The sequence below is a fragment of the Kocuria sp. CPCC 205263 genome, from assembly GCF_040981075.1.
Taxonomy (GTDB): Bacteria; Actinomycetota; Actinomycetes; order Actinomycetales; family Micrococcaceae; genus Kocuria; species Kocuria rosea.
The window spans coordinates 1-16,299 of record NZ_JAVKPV010000011.1; the positions used below are offsets into that span (position 1 = coordinate 1).

Consider the following 16,299-nt stretch of genomic DNA (forward strand, 5'->3'; position numbering starts at 1 on the left):
AACCAATCAACCGAATAAAACATCCGGTATCAACAAACATGGCACACTATTGAGTTCTCAAACAACAGACCAGCAACCAGGCACCACACCCGGAAACCGTGTTGGAATTCTTTTTCGCTCGGTTCTCGCGATCTTTCGCTCTCCCCGCGGCGACCTCCTCAGCTTATCCCGATCTTCTCCGCTTTCCCAAATCGCTTTTCCGTCGCTCAGCGGCGTAAAAGTCCTTCGGGAGGAAAATTCGTGGATCTGCCGTATTCGGCGCCGTGGGCCGCAGCGATTTCTCGCTGCTGCCCGAAACAGCTCCACCAGCGTACCCGACCCGATCCCGGCCCACAAGCTGTCGGCCACCGCGCAGCGGTGATCGGCTTGATGGTTCGAGGGGGTTCGGTCCGCCGGATTCGGCGTTGCCGTCCGAGGCGATCTCTCGCGTCCCTTGCGGCGACTCGGAATACATTACACACGCCCCGCAGGACCGTCAAAACTCCGGAGGGCCGGGCGGATGCCTCCTCGTCACCGCTCCCAGCGCTCCCCCGTCCACCGGACGAGCCGGTGGCCGGAGCGGCGGGGACGCCAGTGCGTAGGCTGATGGCACATCGATGCCACGACCCGAAAGGACAGCAGATGAGCACCTCACCGGAAGAGCTGCCGGAGACCCCCGACACCTACGAGGGCGCCGCCGAGGTCGACCCCGAGCACTGGCGCGAGGATCCGCTGATCGAGGGTGCCGAGGCCGGCGCGCAGGACGAGCGCGTGGACCCCGAGCACCCCGAGGTCCCCTCGGAGCAGGAGCTCCGGGACGAGACGGCGGAGGCCCGCTACGAGGCGGGCGACGAGCAGGTCCCGCCCGAGGAGCCCCGCATGGGCGAGGCCATCGCGGACCTCGACGTCCCTGAGGACCCCGCGTTCGAGGACGAGGTCGACCCGAGCAACGACTCGTTCCACGGCGGCGCGGACCTCTGAGCCCCGCCGGACCGAGCACGACGGCGCCCCGGCCTCGACGGCCGGGGCGCCGTCGTCGGACGGAGCGCCGGGAGGTCAGGCGAACGCGGAGATGCCGGTGATCCCGCGTCCGATAATGAGGGCCTGCACGGTCTCGGTGCCCTCGTAGGTGTGCAGCGCCTCGATGTCCGCGAAGTGGCGGGCCACGCGGTTCTCGATGAGGATGCCGTTGCCGCCCAGGAGGTCACGGGCGTAGGCCGCGATCGAGCGGGCCGTGCGCGTGGAGGTGTACTTCGCCAGCGACGCCTGCTCGGCGGTGAGCCGGCCGGCCTCCTCCCGCTCGGTCATCCGTGCCACGAGGAGCTGGATCTGGGTGAGCTCGCTCAGCATCCGGGCCAGCCGCTCCTGCACGATCTGCGAGGCGGCCAGCGGGCGGCCGAACTGCACGCGCTGGGCCGCGTACTGCACGGCGGTCTCGTAGCAGGCCTGGGCGTGCCCCACCGCGCCCCACGCCACGCTGATGCGGGTCGCGAACAGCACGTCGGCGGTGTTCCTGAAGGACCGTGCCGCCGGCAGCGCGTTCTCCTCGGGCACGAAGACGTTCTCGAACCGGAGGTGCGCCTGGTGGATGGCCCGCAGGGCGAGCTTTCCGCGGATGGTCGTGCCGGTGTAGCCCTCGCTCTCCTGCGGGACCACGAAACCCCTGACCTGGCCGTCCTCGTCGGCGCGGGCCCACACCACGGTGATCCCGCCCATCGAACCGTTGCCGATCCACTTCTTCTCCCCGTTGAGCACCCAGCCGCCGTCCACCGGGGTGGCACGGGTCTCTAGGCTGACGGAGTCGGAGCCGTGGGTGGGCTCCGTGAGGGCGAACGCGCCGAGGAGCTCGCCCGTGGCCATCCGCGGCAGCCAGCGCTGCCGCTGCTCCTCGGAGCCGCACATGGCGATCGAGCGCATCGCGAGTCCGCCCTGGACGCCGGAGACGGTCGCGATGGACCCGTCGCCGCGGGAGAGCTCCATGCTGATCAATCCCGCGGCGGTCTTGGACATCTGCTCGTAGCCGTCGACGGCCACGCCGTCGCGCAGCAGGTCGAGCTCCCCGAGCCGGCGGACGAGGTCGAGGGAGTACTCCGAGCGGTCCCAGTGCTCGCCGATGACGGGCAGCAGGTCCTCCTGGACGAACCGGCGGGCGCGCATCCAGTGCCCCCGGTCGGTGTCGGAGACCGCGTCGAACGCGCCGGCGGCGTCGGTGTCGAGGGCCTTGTCGAGGACGTAGTCGGGCTCCACGGTGCCGGCGGGGAACAGGGTCGCGCCGGTCTCGGGGGTGGCGGTCATGGCTGGGTCCTTCGTTCTGTGGGCAGGTGGGAGGTCGGTCGGGGCCAGGGTCAGTCCTGGTGGAAGGGGCGGCCGAGGACGCGCTCGGAGGCGCCCGTGCGGTCGAGGTACGGGGTAATCCCGCCCAGGTGGAAGGGATAGTTGGCGCCGAGGACCATGCACAGGTCCACGTCCTCGGGCCCGGCGACGACGCCCTCGGCCAGCATCGCGCCGATCTCCTCGGCCAGGGCGTCCTGCACCCGCACGAGGAGCTCCTCCGCCGGGACGGGAGCGCCGGCGGGGTGCTCCGCCCGGGTCCGCTCGAGCAGCCGGGCGGCGTCGGCGGCGAGGTAGCCGTCGGCGCCCGTCTCCGGGGCCTGCTCGGTGGGGAGCACGTGGGTGAGGCCCGCCCCGACCACCGCGTCCATCCACGGGGACCGCGCGTAGCGCTCGGGGTAGGCCCGGTGCATGGTCTCGTCCACGTGGTGCAGCACTGCCGGACCCACGAAGTCGAGCAGCCGCAGCGGGGTCATGGGCAGGCCCATCGGATCGGGGGCGTGGTCGGCGGCCGCCACGTCCGTGCCCGCGTCGATCGCCTGGACGATCACGTCGAACAGCCGGGTCAGCACCCGGTTGACCACGAAGCCGGGGGCGTCCTGGACGCGCACCGCTGTGCGGCGCAGCGCCGCGGCGAGCTCGAAGGCGGTCGCGAGGGCCGCGTCGCCGGTCCGCCGCCCGGCGACGATCTCGAGGAGCGGGGTGACCTCCACGGGGTTGAAGACGTGGAAGCCGACCACCCGGTCGGGGTGCCGGAGGCCCTCCGCCATGGCGGTGACGGACAGGGAGCTCGTGTTGGTCGCGAGGATCGCGTCCGGGCGCACCACCTGCTCCCACTGGGCGAACACCTTCTTCTTCACGTCGAGGTCCTCGAAGACGGCCTCGATCACGAAGTCCGCGTCGGCGAGGTCCTCCGGCCCGCTCGCCCCCGTGACGAGGGCGCCGAGCTGCTCGGCCTGCTCCGCGCTGATCCGGCCCCTGGCCGCCTGGGCGGCGAAGCGCTCCCGGGTCCGGGCCACGCCGGCGGCGAGCCGCTCGTCGTCGAGGTCGGTCATGACCACGGGGATCCGGGCGCCGCTCGCGATGAGCGAGGCGAGCTGGCCGGCCATCAGGCCGGCGCCGATCACGGCGGCCTTGCGCAGGGGCACGGGTTCGGCGGCGGGCACGTCGGCGGCCTGCCGGGAGCGGGCCGAGACGAGCTCGAACGCGTAGAGGGAGGCCTTGGCCACGTCCCCGCGGACGAGCTCGGCGAAGGCGGCCACGGCCTTCGTCCCGTTCTCGGTGCGGGACTCCGTCCGGGCGTCGGCCACGAGGTCGATCGCCACGAGCGGTGCCGGCGCCGCGCCGTGCCAAGTGCGCTCGGCGCGGTCCCGGGCCTGGTCCACGGCGTCCTGCCACTCCTGCTCCCCGGTGCCGCCGGGTGTGCCCGCGCGGCGGCGGGTCCCCCCCGCGTCGAGCGCGTCGAGCGTGCCGGCCACCCACCGCTGCCAGGCGGTGTCCCACTCCCCGGTCCCCGGGGCGGCGTCGAGCACCACGTCCACGAGGCCGAGCTCGAGGGCCTCCGCCGCCCTGGTGTTCCGGCCCCGCAGGGAGTCGAACACGATGACGCGCAGCGCCGCGGCCGGGCCGATCAGGTGCGGGAGCAGGTGCACGCCGCCCCAGCCGGGGAAGAAGCCGAGCCGGCACTCCGGCAGTCCGAGCGGGCCGGTGCGGGGGTGGGCCGCACGGTAGTCCGTGTGCAGGGCGAGCTCGAGCCCGCCGCCCAGGGCCTGTCCCGTGAGCAGGGAGAAGGTGGGCACGCTCGCGTCGGCCAGGACGCCGAAGGCCTCGTGGCCGAGCCCCACGTACCGGTCGGAGACGCCGCTGAGCTGGGCGTGGCGGATCTCCTTGAGGTTGGCCCCCGCGCCGAAGGACCGGGCGTTGCCGGTGACCACGATGGCCTCGACCGCCGACTGGTCGATCGAGCCCAGGACGTCCCGGAGCTGCTCCAGGGCCGCGGAGCCCCAGATGATCAGCCCGCCCGGCGGGGTGGAGTCCAGCCGCACCAGGGCAACGGGGGCGGAGCGTCCGGGCAGAACCAGCTGCTCGACGTCCACCGCGACGGTGGACGGGAAGGACGGGGCGGGCGCGGCGGGTGCCATGGGCGGACTCCTGTCGAGTGGTGTGATCGTCACCACTCTGGCTGATACCGAGTCTCAGGTCAAGGGATTGAGTCTCAGTGCCGTGGTGCGGCGTGCGGTTCCGGGGCGTTCAGGCCGTATTCTGGCTGGTGATGATCGACGTGCTGCCCCCAGAGACCGAGCGCCTCGCGTTCCGCCGCTTCGACGGCGCGGACCTCGAGCCCATGCACTCCTACCAGAGCCGCGAGGACTACGCGCAGTACGCGTGGCGGGGCCCGCGCACGCGCGAGGAGTGCGAGCGCACCCTGGCCGAGAACAGCGGCCTGCGGCCGTGGGGGCGGGACGGCGACTCCGTCCGCTTCGCCGTCTCCCCCCGGGGCTCGCGGGAGCTCGTGGGCGAGATCGTGCTGACCCTCACGGACGCGGCGGCCGGGCAGGTCGAGATCGGCTGGGTGGTCCACCCCGACCACGCGGGCCGGGGCATCGCCTCCGAGGCAGCTCGCGCCGCGATCGAGTTCGCGTTCGCCGAGCTGGGCGCCCACCGGGTCTGCGCGAGCCTGGACGCCCTCAACGTGAGCTCCGCCAAGGTCTGCGAGCGCATCGGCATGCGCCTGGAGGCGACCCTGCGCGAGAGCCACCGCCAGCTGGGCGAGTGGCGCGACGAGCTGATCTACGCGATCCTCGCCGACGAGGTCTGAGTCACCGGCGCAGGGCGTCCCGCACGGACGCCAGGATCTCCTCCGTGTCCGCGCCGGGGTCCAGGACGGTGACGACGACGGCGGGGCGGGCCCCGGGCGCGGCGGCCGGCCGCGCCGCGCTGTCCTCGTAGCCGGAGACGAGCGTGTGCGCGAGGCGCTCGAGCTGCCCGGCCAGCTCGGCCGAGGGGTCGGTGTCCGGTGCGCGCAGCCAGGCCCGCAGGGCGGCGTTGTGCACCGCCACCGCGGCGGCGGACAGCGCCGTGGCCAGCGTGCTCCGCCCCGGCGAGTCGGGCAGCGCGGAGCGCAGGTAGCGCTGCAGGACCCGCTCGTAGCGGTGGGACGTGATGAGCTCCCGGTCCCGCAGCTGCGGGACCTGCCGGAGCAGAGCGTTGCGGGCCAGTGCCCGCTCGCGGTGGTCGAGGTGGTGGCGGAAGACCAGCAGCACGCCGTCCCGCAGCGCGACGGCCGGATCGGTGCCCGGCTCCTCCCCCGCCCGGGCCAGCTGCTGCTCGAGGCGCTCGAGGTTCGCGGCGTGGTCCGCGAAGACGATGTCCTCCTTGGACCCGTACTTGCGGAAGAACGTGGCCCGGCTGATGCCCGCGGCGAGCGCGAGCCGGTCCACGGTCGTGGCGTCCCAGCCCTGCTCCGCGAGCAGGCGGATCGAGCCGGTGACGACGTCCGGGGCCGCCCGGGGGGTCTCGGTCATGGGTGCCTCCTCGCTGACGATGGTAGTCCGGCGGCCTGCCGGACCGCCCGCACGCCCCGGGCGGCGAGGGGACCTCAGCCCGTGGCGCGGTCGGCGTTGGCGTGGATGGCGTCGCGGACGTACTGCGCCAGCCCGGGTTCCAGGTCCTCGTAGGTCTTCGTGAACCGCGGGTCGGCCACGTACATGTCCCCCAGGGCCCGGTGTAACTCGGGCGAGAGGTCGTAGAAGCGTTCGTGGATCCGGCGCCGGGCGGCCTCCGCGGCATCCATCGCCTCGGCCGAGTCCGCGGGGAGCCCCGCGCGCTTGACCGCGACGAAGCGCTCGTTGATCGCTGTGGTCTCGGCGGCGATCCGCCGCCAGTCCTCCCGGTCGTATCCGGCCGCGCGCCGACGGGACTGCGCCCACGCGTCGGTGCCGCCCCACCGGCGCTCGGCCTCGGCCGCGTACTCGTCGCTGAAGCCCTCGCCGAAGAGCTCGCGGCGCTCCTCCGGGGTCAGATCGATTCCGGTCATTTCCTTCTCCAGTGCTCGGTCGATCGCGGTGACGAGGTCGGCCAGCTCGGCCTGTCTCGCCAGGACGGACTCGCGCTGCCGGCGCAGGTGGACCAGCACGGAATCGGCGTCCGCCGCGGCCAGGAGCTCCTCGATGCGCCCGAGGGGGAAGCCGAGCCGGCGGTAGACCACCACGTGCCGCAGCCGGAGCAGGTCGTCCTCCGTGTAGAGGCGGTATCCGCCCGCGGAGCGTTCGCTCGGGCGCAGCAGGCCGACGTCGTCGTAGTGGTGCAGCGTGCGCACGGTGACGCCGAAGCGCTCCGCGACCTGTCCCACGCTGAGCTTCTCGTCCGCCGTCACGGGGCGCTGTCCGTCCATGTCCTCCACTCTGGGCCCTCCCTCCGCGTGAGGGTCAAGCCCGTCAGCGGCCGGCCCGGCCGCCGAAGAACGCGGCCCCGGCGGCGCACAGCACGGCGAGCACGGCGAAGGAGAGCGCCGAGGAGGTGCCCCCGCTGAGCAGGGAGCCCACGAGGGCCACGACCCACACGAGCACGAGCAGCCACAGCAGTCCGGCGGCGCGCCGGGGGTTCTCCACCGCGCTCAGTCCCCGAACGGCAGGACGGGCAGGCCGGGGACGTCGACCCGGACCGCGAACAGGGAGCCGGCGGCGGGGTCCTCGTCCGGGGCGAGGTTCTCCCGGGACGTGGTGATGTAGAGGATGCGCAGGTCTTCCCCGCCCAGGCAGCACGCGGTGGTCTGGCGCGCGCCGACCTCCACGACGGTGTCCAGGGCGCCGTCGGCCGTGTAGCGGTGCACCTGCCCGGCGCCGTGCAGCGCCACCCAGACCGCGCCCTCGGCGTCGACGGTCAGCCCGTCGGGGTGGACGTCCCCCTCCGCGAGCTCGGGCACCACGAAGGTGCGGCGCCCGCGCAGACCCCCGTCCGGGGACCAGTCGAAGACGTCGACCTTCCCGGTGGGCGTGTCGTTGTAGTAGGCCAGGGCGCCGTCCGGGGACCAGGCGATGCCGTTGGAGACGGTGACGCCCTCCAGGACAGACTCCCAGCGCAGGTCCGGGTGCACGCGCCAGAGCGTGGCCGCGCCCTCCGTCTGGTCCCAGGCCATGGAGCCGACGTAGAAGGAGCCGTCCGGGCCGGCCCCGCCCTCGTTCATCCGGACCGCCCCGGGCTCCCAGAGCTGCTCGGCCGGGTGGACGGTGCCGTCCGGGTCCTCGAGGGCCACGCCGGTCTCCAGCGCCAGCACCGCTCCCCCGGTCGCGCGCGGGCGCACGCAGGCCACGACGTCCCCGACGTGCTTGCGGAGCACCTCGCCGTCCGCGCCGAGGGACAGCACGTCCCCCGCGAGCATGTCGACCCACCGCAGCCCGCCCCAGGACTCCGACCAGCACGGCCCCTCGCCGTGGTAGGTGACTGAGTCGGTGATCCGCTCGGCGCGCAGCCGCCGCGCCCCCATCTCAGCGGCCCTTCCCGTGCACCGCGGGCAGCGCCGTGGTGGGGATCCGGTCCCGGTCGTAGGTGATCTCGGTGTAGCCGTGCGGGGCGGGCCGCCCCTCCCGGTCGAGGTTCACGAAGACGATCTTGTCGATGCTCAGGATGAGGTCCCGGGTGATCATGTTGCGCACCTGGGCGCGCATGGTCAGGGACGTGCGGCCGAACCCGGTGGCGGTCAGGCCCATCTCGATGATGTCGCCCTGCTCGGCGGAGCTCACGAAGTTGATCTCCGACATGTACTTCGTCACCGCCCGCTGGTTGCCGAGCTGGACGATGGCGTAGATCGCCGCCTCCTCGTCGATCCAGCGGAGCAGGCTGCCGCCGAACAGGGTGCCGTTGGCGTTGAGGTCCTCCGGCTTGACCCACTTGCGGGTGCGGAAGGTGATGTCCTGGGTGGTCATGCCCCCACGATACCGAGGGCGACCCCCGCACCGTCGGCTACAGCTCCACGGTCCCGCGGACCACCGGGCTGACCTGGCCGCCGACCCAGATGGTGTCCGCGTCCCGCTCCAGCAGCACGCGCCCGGTGCGCCCGAGCACGGTGCCCTGGGCGGCGACGTAGCGCTCCGGGGCCCACCCGTTGTCCGTCAGCCACCGGGCCAGGCCCGCGTTGAGGCTGCCCGTGACCGGGTCCTCCACGACCCAGTCCCCCACGAACGCCCGCACCTCGACCGCGCACTCGGTGCCCTCGGGGTGGGGGCCCACCACGCCGAGCTTGAGCCCGGCCATGGCGGACCAGTCCGCACGCACGCCCAGCACGGTCCCGGCGTCGGACACGCGCACCCCGATCCAGCCGGGGCCGTTGTCCAGCCAGGACACGTCGAGCAGCGCGGACGGGTCCAGCCGCAGGGACCGCGCCACGCGGTCCAGCAGCGCGGGCTCCGCCACGGGCTCGTAGCGCGTCAGCGGCGGGGCGGCGAACGAGAGCCGGCCCTCGCGGCGCCGGACGGTCACCAGCCCGACCCCGCACTCCTGGACGACGTCCGCTCCCGCGGGCTCCCCGCCGAGGGCGAGCCAGGCGGACGCCGTCCCGAGCGTGGGGTGACCCGCGAAGGGCAGCTCCCCGCCGGGGGTGAAGATCCGCACCCGGTAGTCGGCGCCGGGGACCGTGGGCTCGAGCAGGAACGTGGTCTCGGAGAGGTTGGTCCAGCGGGCGAAGCGCGCCATCGTGTCCTCGTCGAGGGCGTCGGCCCCGTGCACGACGGCGAGCGGGTTGCCGCCCAGCGGCGCCGGCGAGAAGACGTCCACCCAGCTGATCGCGTGGCTCGTCATGGTCTCAGAGCACCGGCCCGCGCGTGTTCCTCCGGGCGGGCCGGGACCGTCCCGTCCGCCGGGCGTCCCGGCCGGCGGGCCCGCCGGCGGTCCCGCCACGGGCCGCCGCCCGGTCCTCCCGCAGCCTCCGGACCACCAGGCCGACCAGGACGGAGCCCACGGTGCTCAGCACCAGGGGCAGCACCGCGCTGCGCTGCTCGCTGTTGTCGTACATGGCCGGGCCTCCTGCCGGAAGGCGACGCGGGGCGTCGTCGGGTTCGGTGCCAGGAATCCTACGCACCCTCCGGCGCCTCCGGCCACACCCCGGAGCTGCCCCGGCGGTGGCTGCCGAGCAGGTGGGTGTCGACGATCCCGACCGCCTCCATGAGCGCGTGCATCGTGGTTGGCCCCACGAAGCGGAAGCCGTGCGCCCGCAGGGCCCGGGACAGGGCCTCGGACTCCGGCGAGCGGGTCGGGACCTCCTCCGCCGTGCGCGGACGCGGGGTCCGTGCCGGGCGGAACGACCACACGAGCTCGGTCAGCCCGCCCTCGGCGCGCAGGGCCACGGTGGCGCGGGCGTTGCCGACGGCGGCCTCGATCTTGCCCCGGTGGCGCACGATCCCGGCGTCGCCCAGCAGGCGGTCGACGTCGGCCGGGCCGAAGCCCGCGACCGTGTCCGGGTCGAAGTCCGCGAAGGCCGCCCGGAAGGCGGGTCGCTTGCGCAGGATCGTGGCCCAGGACAGCCCGGACTGGAAGCCCTCGAGGCAGATCCGCTCGTAGAGCCCCCGCTCGTCCCGCACGGGGACGCCCCACTCGGTGTCGTAGTACTCGCGCAGGAGCGGGTCCGTGGCGGCCCAGACGGGGCGGGCGAGCCCGTCCTCGCCGAGGACGAGTCCGGTCGCGGGATCGGGCAGGGAGCTCATGCCGAGCATCGAACCACACCGAGGGGCTCCGACACACCCGGGACGAGTACCCCCAGGGGTATAGGATGGCGGTCATGCACCCGACGAACCCCGCCGTGGACCGGCGCGCCCTGCAGCGGAAGGTCGTCCGCGTCCTCGCCCTCGGCCAGATACTCGGCGGGCTGGGCGTCGGCGCCACCCTGGCCCTCGGCGCCCTCCTCGTCACCGAGGTCTCCGGCTCCTCCGCCTGGTCCGGCATGGCCGCGACCATGAACACCCTCGGCGCGGCCCTGCTCGCCGTCCCCCTCGCGCGGCTCGCCCAGGCCCGCGGCCGGCGGATCTCGCTGAGCACCGGGGCGTTCACCGCCATGGCGGGCGCGTCGATCACGATCGGCGCCGCCGTCCTCTCGAGCTTCCCCGTCCTGCTGCTGGGCCTGGCCCTGCTCGGCGCCGGCTCGGCGCTCAACCTCCAGTCCCGGTTCGCGGCGACCGACCTGGCCGCGGACGACACCCGCGCCCGGGACCTCTCCCTGGTCGTCTGGTCCACGACGATCGGCGCGGTGCTCGGCCCCAACCTCTTCGAGCCGGGTGAGCTGATCGGGCGGGCCCTGGGCCTGCCGGCGCTGACGGGCGGCTTCGTCATCGCCCTCGTGGCGCAGGCCTTCGGGGCCCTGGTCTACCTCACGGCGCTGCGGCCGGACCCCCTGCTGCTGGCCGTGGCCGACGGCGAGGCCGCGGGCAGGGGCAAGCCCTCCCCCGCGGGCGGGCTGGCGGTGCTGCGGTCCTCGTCGCCCGCCCGCCGTGCCGTGCTCACCGTGGCGCTGAGCCACGCCGTCATGGTGGCGCTCATGTCCATGACGCCCGTGCACCTGACCCTCCACGGGGCGTCGCTGAGCGTCGTGGGCCTGACCATCAGCCTGCACGTGGCCGGGATGTACGCCCTCGCCCCCGTGTTCGGCTGGCTCGCGGACCGGGCCGGGCGCCGCCCCACCGTCCTGCTCGGCCAGGCCCTGTTCGTGGCGTCCCTCGTGCTGTCCTGGTTCGGCTCGACGTCCACCGTGCTGGTGACGGTCAGCCTGGTCCTGCTCGGGCTCGGCTGGTCCGCCTCCACGGTCGCGGGCTCCACGCTCGTGGCCGAGGCCGTCCCGCCGGCCGAGCGGCCGAAGCTGCAGGGCGTCTCGGACCTGTTCATGAACCTCGCCGGCGCGACCGGCGGGGCGCTCGCCGGACCGGTGCTGGCGCTGATCGGCTTCGACGGGCTCAGCGCCGCCCTGCTCGTCCTCGTGGCGGTCGTGGTGGTCTCACACGGCGGCCGGGCCCAGCGGGATGCGGGCGCCGACGCGCCAGCCGCCGTCCGCCGGTCCCGCCGCTAGCTCCCCGCCGAGCAGATGGACGCGCTCGCGCAGACCGAGCAGCCCGTACCCCGAGGCCGGGAGGCCGGGCCCGGCGCCCGGCCCCGCGGCGTTGTGCACCTCGACCACGACGTCGGCCTCGTCGACCTGCACGGCCAGCACGCAGCTCGTCCGGGCGGGCGCGTGCTTCATGATGTTCGTCGCCCCCTCCTGGAGGACCCGCTGGACCGTGGGCCGCACCCCTTCCGGGATCCGCGCGAGGTCGCCCCGCGCCCGGGTGTCCGTGCGGAAGCCGACCTCCCGCAGCGCGGCCGCGACCTCCTCGAGGCCCCGGTCCGTGTCGACGGCCGCGGCGGCGCTGGAGTCCTGTGCGAGCCCGGCGCCCGGCTCCACGCGCATGATCCCCAGCAGCCGGCGCAGGTCCTTGAGGGCCGCGCGGGAGGAGTCGCCCACCACGTCCAGGGCCTCCTTCATGGTCTCCGGGTCCCGTGAGTAGGCCCCCGAGCGCGCCTGCATCGCGATGAGCGTGAGGTCGTGGGCGACGATGTCGTGCAGCTCCCGGGCCAGCTCGAGGCGCTGCTGCTCGAGGGCGTGCGCCGTGCGCTCCTGGCCCGCGGCGATCTCGACGCGGTCCAGCTCCTGCTGCGCGCTCAGGGCCCGCAGGACGAGACCGGGCAGGAGGAGGACCAGGGTCAGCGGCACGTAGCTCCAGAGGAACTGCGGGCCCACGACCGAGACGTTGACGGCCCACGAGGTCTGCCACACGAGGAAGGCCCCGACGGCCGCGGCCAGTCCGGGCAGGGCCGCCCCGTACGCGGTGAAGGCCAGGACCAGCGGGATCACGACCATGTAGCTGCCCGGGTTGGTCTGGGGGTGGAGCAGGACCAGCAGCGCGGCGAGCGGCAGCCACGTCCAGCTGGAGCGCAGCGCCAGGACGGCGACCGTGGCGGCTTCGAGGACCACGAGCAGCAGCTCGTAGTCCCGGCCCCCGAACCCCAGGCCCGGACCGGTCAGCACGAGCCGGACGGCGTCCAGGGCGCTCACCGTGATGAACAGCAGCAAGGCCACCCGCACCCACCGGTGCAGGGGGCGGGCCCGGGCGATCCCCTGCGGCAGGAGCGTGCCCAGGCCGGGCCGGCGGTCCTGCTGCGCTGCGCGGCGTGCCATGCGGTCCTTCCGATGCGGTGGCCCGGTGCTCCGGTCCACCTCGGAGGATAGCCGCGGGCGCCGGGCCCGTCCGGGAGCGCGCCGGATCAGCACCAGCGCAGGAAGAGGAACGAGCACCCGCGGCTCGTGTGCCCGTCCGGGCTGTCGGTGCCGGGATCGACCTTCAGGACCGGCGCCAGGGCGACCGGCGGCTCCGGGGCCGCGGCGGTGGGAACACCACCGGCGGTCAGCAGCACGGCGGCGAGCAGCGAGGCGGCGGAGAGCGTGTTCACGGGGGTCCTTCCGGCAGGGCGCCGCACCCGATCGGTGTGCGGTCGTGAACCATGGTCGCCGACGGGTGGGGTCCGCGGGGTCATCCGGGAGGATGGCCGGGGGTCATCCCTTGGGCGGACCCGTGCGCCGGGCGGCCCCGTCCCGCCGGCGCCGTGGCCCCTCTCCGCTACGGTGAGAGCCATGAACGAGCACGCGCCGGCGGCGAGCCCCGTCAAGGTCCTGATCGTCGACGACCAGCAGCTCATGCTCCGCGCCCTGCGCGTGTTCATCGACGCCGAGGAGGACCTCGTGGTCGTGGGCGAGGCCCGCAACGGCCGGGCGGCGGTCGAGCAGTGCCGCGCCCTGCGCCCGGACGTGGTGGTCATGGACCTGCAGATGCCGGTCCTGGACGGCATCGAGGCCACCCGTGCGATCACGCACGAGCACCCGGAGGTGAAGGTGCTGGCCGTGACCACGTTCCACTCGGAGGACTGGGTGATCCCCGCGCTCCGGGCCGGGGCGAGCGGCTACGTGGTCAAGGACTCCGAGCCCCACGAGATCGTGGGCGCCGTGCGCAGCGTGCTGGCCGGGGAGGCCGCGATCTCCCGGCGGGTGGCCGCCACCCTCGTCCGCAGCGTCGTCGCGGACCCGGAGCCGGCGGTGCCGCAGCCGGAGGACGTCGCCGCGGTGGAGGGGCTCTCGGCGCGGGAGCGCGAGGTCGTGGCCCTGCTCTGCGAGGGCCTCAGCAACCGCGAGATCGCCGCCGCGCTCTTCGTGTCCGAGCCGACCGTCAAGTCCCACCTCAGCCACATCCTCACGAAGATGGAGGTGCGGGACCGGGTGCAGGTCGTGATCAAGGCCTACCGCACCGGGCTGGTGACGATCCCCTCGTCCTGAGCCGCCCGCGGGTCCGCGCCGCCGGGGAGGGTCAGCACCGCGTCCGGCGCCAGCTGCGCGGGCGGGCGGTGGGCCACCACCAGGACCGCGCGCCGCGCCGCCCACTCCGTGAGCTCCTCGCAGAGCACCGTCGTGGACGCGCCGTCCAGTCCGTTGAACGGCTCGTCCAGGACGACGACGTCGAAGTCGCCGCTGGTGCACACGATCGTCCACAGCTTGCGCCGGTTGCCCGTGGACAGGTGCTCGGCGGCCTCGTCCAGCCACGGTCCGAGCCCGTGGCGCTCCGCGCGGCGCAGCCCCTCCTGCGGATCGGCGCCGCACCAGCCGCTCGCGAACACCACGTGGTCCCGTGCGGTCATCGTGGGGTAGAGCGCCGGTTCGGTGCGGCAGATCCGGCGCACCCGGGAGGCCTCCGGCGAGCGTGCGTCCACTCCGGCGAGCGTGACCGTGCCCGCGGTCTGCGGCAGGTGCCCGCTGAGGACCTCGACGAGCGTCGACTTGCCGGAGCCGTTGGGGCCCTGCAGCAGCGTCAGCCCGGGGGCTTCGATCCGCAGCGTGAGCCCCCGGTGGACAGGGCGCCCGGCGTCGAAGCCGGCGCTCACCGCCTCGACGTGGATCAGCGGTGGGTGAGGGAGCGGTGCAGGCATGTGAGGGCACCTCCGGCGAGGGTCAGGGCGAGCAGGGGGACGATCCACGGGTCGGTGGCGGGGAAGGTCAGCGGGACGGCCACGGGCGCGGCGGCGAGGACGACGGTGAGGACCCCCGTGAACGGGCTGTCCCCGCCCGTCCCCTCGACCGTGCGCGGCGGCGGCAGCAGGTGCTCCGCGACGGTCGCGGCCCACACCGCGCCCAGCACCACGGCCGCGGGCGCCGCGGACAGGGTCCCCGTCAGCACCCGGGCCGCGACGACGAGCAGCAGGGCCGGCAGCAGCAGCGGCAGGGTGAGCGCGGTGAGGTGCCCCAGCGCCACAGAGGAGCGGGACGCCCCGGACTCCACGGCGGTGCGCAGGTGGCGGCCGTAGCGGAAGGCGCCGATGTCCGAGCTCACGAGCTCCGCGAGAGCGAGGCCCGTCATGAGGGCGGCGAAGCCCAGGGTGGGCCGCAGCGCCGCCTCCCACACCGCGTCCGGCAGGGCGGGCAGCGGCGGCATCCGGAGACCGGCGGAGGTCGCCCCGAGCAGCGCCGCGGTCGCGGCGGCGACCGCGACGGTGATCCGCTGCTGGGCCCGCAGACGCCACCCGTGCGCCCGCTGGACGCCCAGCACCCGGGCGAACTGCAGGACCGCGGGACCGCTCAGGCGCGGCCGGCGCACCGGGGGCGCGGCGCGCCGGGCCGGGAAGGACACCGCCGCGAGGGCGCGGCGGCCGGCGACGGCACCGACCGCGCCGACGGCCGCGACCGCCGTGAGGCCTGCGAGGAGGACGGGTTCCGGCAGCCCCGGCGCGGGACCGGGTGCCGCGCCGGCCACCGGGGCGAGGGTGCCGGGGACGAGGGGGGTCAGCAGCAGCACCGCCCCGTGCGCCCCGGCCCCGGCCAGGACGGACGCCGCCGCGAGCACCGCGGGGAAGTGCCGGCGCCCGTTCTCGGGGCGGGCGGCGGAGCGCAGCGCCCCGGCGGCCGTCAGCGCGCCGAAGGCCACGGGCGTCCCCAGCAGCAGTGCCGTCCCCTCGGCCCCGGGCCCGTGCCCGGCCAGGACGGACCCGGCGAGCACCCCCAGGCCCGCGGCGCCCCACACGGCGCTCGCCACGGCCACGCGCGGGAGGGCGTGGACGACGAACACGTCCGCGGCCCGGACGTCGAGGCCCACGAAGAAGTCCCGCTGCGGGTGGTCGCTGACGCAGCTGCGGAACCGGCCGAGGGTCTCGCCCGCGAGGGCGCCGAGCCCGGCGTAGGCGCAGACCAGCACGAAGAGCCCGACCACGTCCGCGCCCGGCGCCAGCACCGCGGCCGCGCGCCCCGCGACGATCCCGGCCGCGAACGCCAGGAGCACGGCCCCTGCCGCGGCCCCGACCACGATGCGGCGGGCGGTGTCCACCGGCACGGACGTGCCCAGCGCCTGCAGCAGGTCCGCGATCCGCAGGTCCGCCAGGAGCCGGAGCCGGCGGCGGGCCGGCGGGGCGGGCGTCCGCCGCCGCACCGGGCCGGCCGACCCGCTCGTGGGGCTCGCGGTCGCGCTGGTCGTCACGAGAGCCTGCTGCGCGTCCCGGACCGCTCCCGGCGCAGCCCAAGCGCGTTGAACAGGAGCACGACCGTGCCCGCGAGGGCGACGACCACGCCCATGGTGCACAGCCAGCCCACGGGGAACCCGCTCAGCTGCTCGTCGAGGAAGGTCGCGTGGGCCGTCATGGCCAGGAACAGCAGCACGGCCGGCGCCACGGAGCGCGGGCGGGACAGCGGGGTCGCGGCGGCCACGAGCGGCAGGAGCACCCCGGCGACCGCCAGCCCGCCCACGAGGAGGGACCACAGTCCGACCGGGACGGTGCTGGTGCCCCGGCCCTGGAGGAGGATCGCGGTCAGGGCGGCGGCGCTCAGGACGGCCACGGTGACGAGGACCAGTCGGACGTGGTTCTGGGTGAGGGTCGGCACGGTGGGCACTCCTGGTGGTCGAGGATCTGATGAGCGGTGGGGGCGGGGCCGGCGGCGGG

20 protein-coding genes are annotated in these 16,299 nt (G+C 74.7%); 5 read left to right on the top strand and 15 right to left on the bottom strand.

Annotated elements, in window-relative coordinates; genetic code table 11:
• A partial coding sequence (locus RF647_RS15305; RefSeq protein ID WP_368812471.1) for a hypothetical protein occupies window positions 1-361 on the top strand: 361 nt, incomplete at its 5' end.
• Window positions 362-621: 260 nt separating this feature from the next.
• A complete protein-coding gene (locus RF647_RS15310; protein ID WP_368812472.1) occupies window positions 622-960 on the top strand; it encodes a hypothetical protein in 339 nt (112 codons plus the stop codon).
• Window positions 961-1,035: 75 nt separating this feature from the next.
• On the opposite strand, the gene RF647_RS15315 is transcribed toward RF647_RS15310, so the two are convergent.
• Together RF647_RS15315 and RF647_RS15320 are read right to left on the bottom strand one after the other, a co-directional pair.
• Window positions 1,036-2,274: an acyl-CoA dehydrogenase family protein gene (locus RF647_RS15315; RefSeq protein WP_368812473.1), complete on the bottom strand. Its 1,239-nt coding sequence runs from the start codon at window positions 2,272-2,274 to the stop codon at window positions 1,036-1,038.
• Between the two features lie 50 nt (window positions 2,275-2,324).
• Entirely contained in the window at window positions 2,325-4,451 is a 2,127-nt protein-coding gene (locus RF647_RS15320) for a 3-hydroxyacyl-CoA dehydrogenase NAD-binding domain-containing protein (RefSeq protein ID WP_368812474.1), read from the bottom strand.
• Window positions 4,452-4,582: 131 nt separating this feature from the next.
• Between RF647_RS15320 and RF647_RS15325 the strand changes: the two genes are divergently transcribed.
• Window positions 4,583-5,128, top strand: a complete 546-nt coding sequence (locus RF647_RS15325; RefSeq protein WP_368812475.1) for a GNAT family N-acetyltransferase — start codon at window positions 4,583-4,585, stop codon at window positions 5,126-5,128.
• Between the two features lies 1 nt (window position 5,129).
• Here the strand turns inward: RF647_RS15325 and RF647_RS15330 are convergent, their stop codons facing one another.
• The 8 genes from RF647_RS15330 to RF647_RS15365 form a co-directional block, all read right to left on the bottom strand.
• Entirely contained in the window at window positions 5,130-5,834 is a 705-nt protein-coding gene (locus tag RF647_RS15330; protein ID WP_368812476.1) for a TetR/AcrR family transcriptional regulator, read from the bottom strand.
• A gap of 74 nt (window positions 5,835-5,908) precedes the next feature.
• A complete protein-coding gene (locus tag RF647_RS15335; RefSeq protein WP_368812477.1) occupies window positions 5,909-6,703 on the bottom strand; it encodes a MerR family transcriptional regulator in 795 nt (264 codons plus the stop codon).
• A gap of 43 nt (window positions 6,704-6,746) precedes the next feature.
• Window positions 6,747-6,920 carry a hypothetical protein gene (locus RF647_RS15340; protein ID WP_368812478.1) on the bottom strand — a complete coding sequence of 58 codons (174 nt, stop codon included), beginning with the start codon at window positions 6,918-6,920 and terminating at the stop codon, window positions 6,747-6,749.
• Window positions 6,921-6,925: 5 nt separating this feature from the next.
• Window positions 6,926-7,795, bottom strand: a complete 870-nt coding sequence (locus RF647_RS15345) for an SMP-30/gluconolactonase/LRE family protein (RefSeq protein WP_368812479.1) — start codon at window positions 7,793-7,795, stop codon at window positions 6,926-6,928.
• Window position 7,796: 1 nt separating this feature from the next.
• Entirely contained in the window at window positions 7,797-8,234 is a 438-nt protein-coding gene (locus RF647_RS15350) for an acyl-CoA thioesterase (RefSeq protein WP_368812480.1), read from the bottom strand.
• 37 nt (window positions 8,235-8,271) lie between these two features.
• Window positions 8,272-9,105 (bottom strand): PhzF family phenazine biosynthesis protein, encoded by an 834-nt coding sequence (locus tag RF647_RS15355; RefSeq protein ID WP_368812481.1) that lies wholly within the window; start codon window positions 9,103-9,105, stop codon window positions 8,272-8,274.
• 4 nt (window positions 9,106-9,109) lie between these two features.
• Entirely contained in the window at window positions 9,110-9,319 is a 210-nt protein-coding gene (locus RF647_RS15360) for a hypothetical protein (protein ID WP_133410930.1), read from the bottom strand.
• Window positions 9,320-9,377: 58 nt separating this feature from the next.
• Window positions 9,378-10,016 (bottom strand): DNA-3-methyladenine glycosylase I, encoded by a 639-nt coding sequence (locus RF647_RS15365; protein ID WP_368812482.1) that lies wholly within the window; start codon window positions 10,014-10,016, stop codon window positions 9,378-9,380.
• Window positions 10,017-10,072: 56 nt separating this feature from the next.
• On the opposite strand from RF647_RS15365, the gene RF647_RS15370 reads away from it, so the two are divergent.
• Window positions 10,073-11,359 (top strand): MFS transporter, encoded by a 1,287-nt coding sequence (locus RF647_RS15370; RefSeq protein WP_368812483.1) that lies wholly within the window; start codon window positions 10,073-10,075, stop codon window positions 11,357-11,359.
• Here the strand turns inward: RF647_RS15370 and RF647_RS15375 are convergent.
• Window positions 11,288-12,505, bottom strand: a complete 1,218-nt coding sequence (locus tag RF647_RS15375; protein ID WP_368812484.1) for a sensor histidine kinase — start codon at window positions 12,503-12,505, stop codon at window positions 11,288-11,290. The genes RF647_RS15370 and RF647_RS15375 overlap by 72 nt on opposite strands.
• Before the next feature lie 86 nt (window positions 12,506-12,591).
• Window positions 12,592-12,777 carry a hypothetical protein gene (locus RF647_RS15380; RefSeq protein ID WP_368812485.1) on the bottom strand — a complete coding sequence of 62 codons (186 nt, stop codon included), beginning with the start codon at window positions 12,775-12,777 and terminating at the stop codon, window positions 12,592-12,594.
• A gap of 181 nt (window positions 12,778-12,958) precedes the next feature.
• Between RF647_RS15380 and RF647_RS15385 the strand changes: the two genes are divergently transcribed.
• Window positions 12,959-13,654, top strand: coding sequence for a response regulator (locus tag RF647_RS15385; protein ID WP_368812486.1), 696 nt, complete (start codon window positions 12,959-12,961; stop codon window positions 13,652-13,654).
• On the opposite strand, the gene RF647_RS15390 is transcribed toward RF647_RS15385, so the two are convergent.
• Genes RF647_RS15390 through RF647_RS15400 form a run of 3 tightly spaced genes read right to left on the bottom strand, consistent with a single transcriptional unit; the run spans window position 13,618 to window position 16,240 of the window.
• Window positions 13,618-14,301, bottom strand: coding sequence for an ATP-binding cassette domain-containing protein (locus RF647_RS15390; RefSeq protein ID WP_368812487.1), 684 nt, complete (start codon window positions 14,299-14,301; stop codon window positions 13,618-13,620). The genes RF647_RS15385 and RF647_RS15390 overlap by 37 nt on opposite strands.
• Window positions 14,271-15,839: a hypothetical protein gene (locus RF647_RS15395; protein ID WP_368812488.1), complete on the bottom strand. Its 1,569-nt coding sequence runs from the start codon at window positions 15,837-15,839 to the stop codon at window positions 14,271-14,273. The genes RF647_RS15390 and RF647_RS15395 overlap by 31 nt, the downstream gene beginning before the upstream one ends.
• Entirely contained in the window at window positions 15,836-16,240 is a 405-nt protein-coding gene (locus RF647_RS15400) for a hypothetical protein (RefSeq protein WP_368812489.1), read from the bottom strand. The genes RF647_RS15395 and RF647_RS15400 overlap by 4 nt, the downstream gene beginning before the upstream one ends.
• Between the last annotated feature and the right edge of the window lie 59 nt (window positions 16,241-16,299).

Bases quoted from the DNA above. Each gene is read 5' to 3' on its own strand.
- RF647_RS15360 (WP_133410930.1), bottom strand. From the start codon at position 9,319: ATGTACGACAACAGCGAGCAGCGCAGCGCGGTGCTGCCCCTGGTGCTG.
- RF647_RS15365 (WP_368812482.1), bottom strand. From the start codon at position 10,016: ATGCTCGGCATGAGCTCCCTGCCCGATCCCGCGACCGGACTCGTCCTC.
- RF647_RS15355 (WP_368812481.1), bottom strand. From the start codon at position 9,105: ATGACGAGCCACGCGATCAGCTGGGTGGACGTCTTCTCGCCGGCGCCG.
- RF647_RS15350 (WP_368812480.1), bottom strand. From the start codon at position 8,234: ATGACCACCCAGGACATCACCTTCCGCACCCGCAAGTGGGTCAAGCCG.
- RF647_RS15335 (WP_368812477.1), bottom strand. From the start codon at position 6,703: ATGGACGGACAGCGCCCCGTGACGGCGGACGAGAAGCTCAGCGTGGGA.
- RF647_RS15325 (WP_368812475.1), top strand. From the start codon at position 4,583: ATGATCGACGTGCTGCCCCCAGAGACCGAGCGCCTCGCGTTCCGCCGC.
- RF647_RS15385 (WP_368812486.1), top strand. From the start codon at position 12,959: ATGAACGAGCACGCGCCGGCGGCGAGCCCCGTCAAGGTCCTGATCGTC.
- RF647_RS15315 (WP_368812473.1), bottom strand. From the start codon at position 2,274: ATGACCGCCACCCCCGAGACCGGCGCGACCCTGTTCCCCGCCGGCACC.
- RF647_RS15310 (WP_368812472.1), top strand. From the start codon at position 622: ATGAGCACCTCACCGGAAGAGCTGCCGGAGACCCCCGACACCTACGAG.
- RF647_RS15370 (WP_368812483.1), top strand. From the start codon at position 10,073: ATGGCGGTCATGCACCCGACGAACCCCGCCGTGGACCGGCGCGCCCTG.
- RF647_RS15320 (WP_368812474.1), bottom strand. From the start codon at position 4,451: ATGGCACCCGCCGCGCCCGCCCCGTCCTTCCCGTCCACCGTCGCGGTG.
- RF647_RS15390 (WP_368812487.1), bottom strand. From the start codon at position 14,301: ATGCCTGCACCGCTCCCTCACCCACCGCTGATCCACGTCGAGGCGGTG.
- RF647_RS15345 (WP_368812479.1), bottom strand. From the start codon at position 7,795: ATGGGGGCGCGGCGGCTGCGCGCCGAGCGGATCACCGACTCAGTCACC.
- RF647_RS15375 (WP_368812484.1), bottom strand. From the start codon at position 12,505: ATGGCACGCCGCGCAGCGCAGCAGGACCGCCGGCCCGGCCTGGGCACG.
- RF647_RS15330 (WP_368812476.1), bottom strand. From the start codon at position 5,834: ATGACCGAGACCCCCCGGGCGGCCCCGGACGTCGTCACCGGCTCGATC.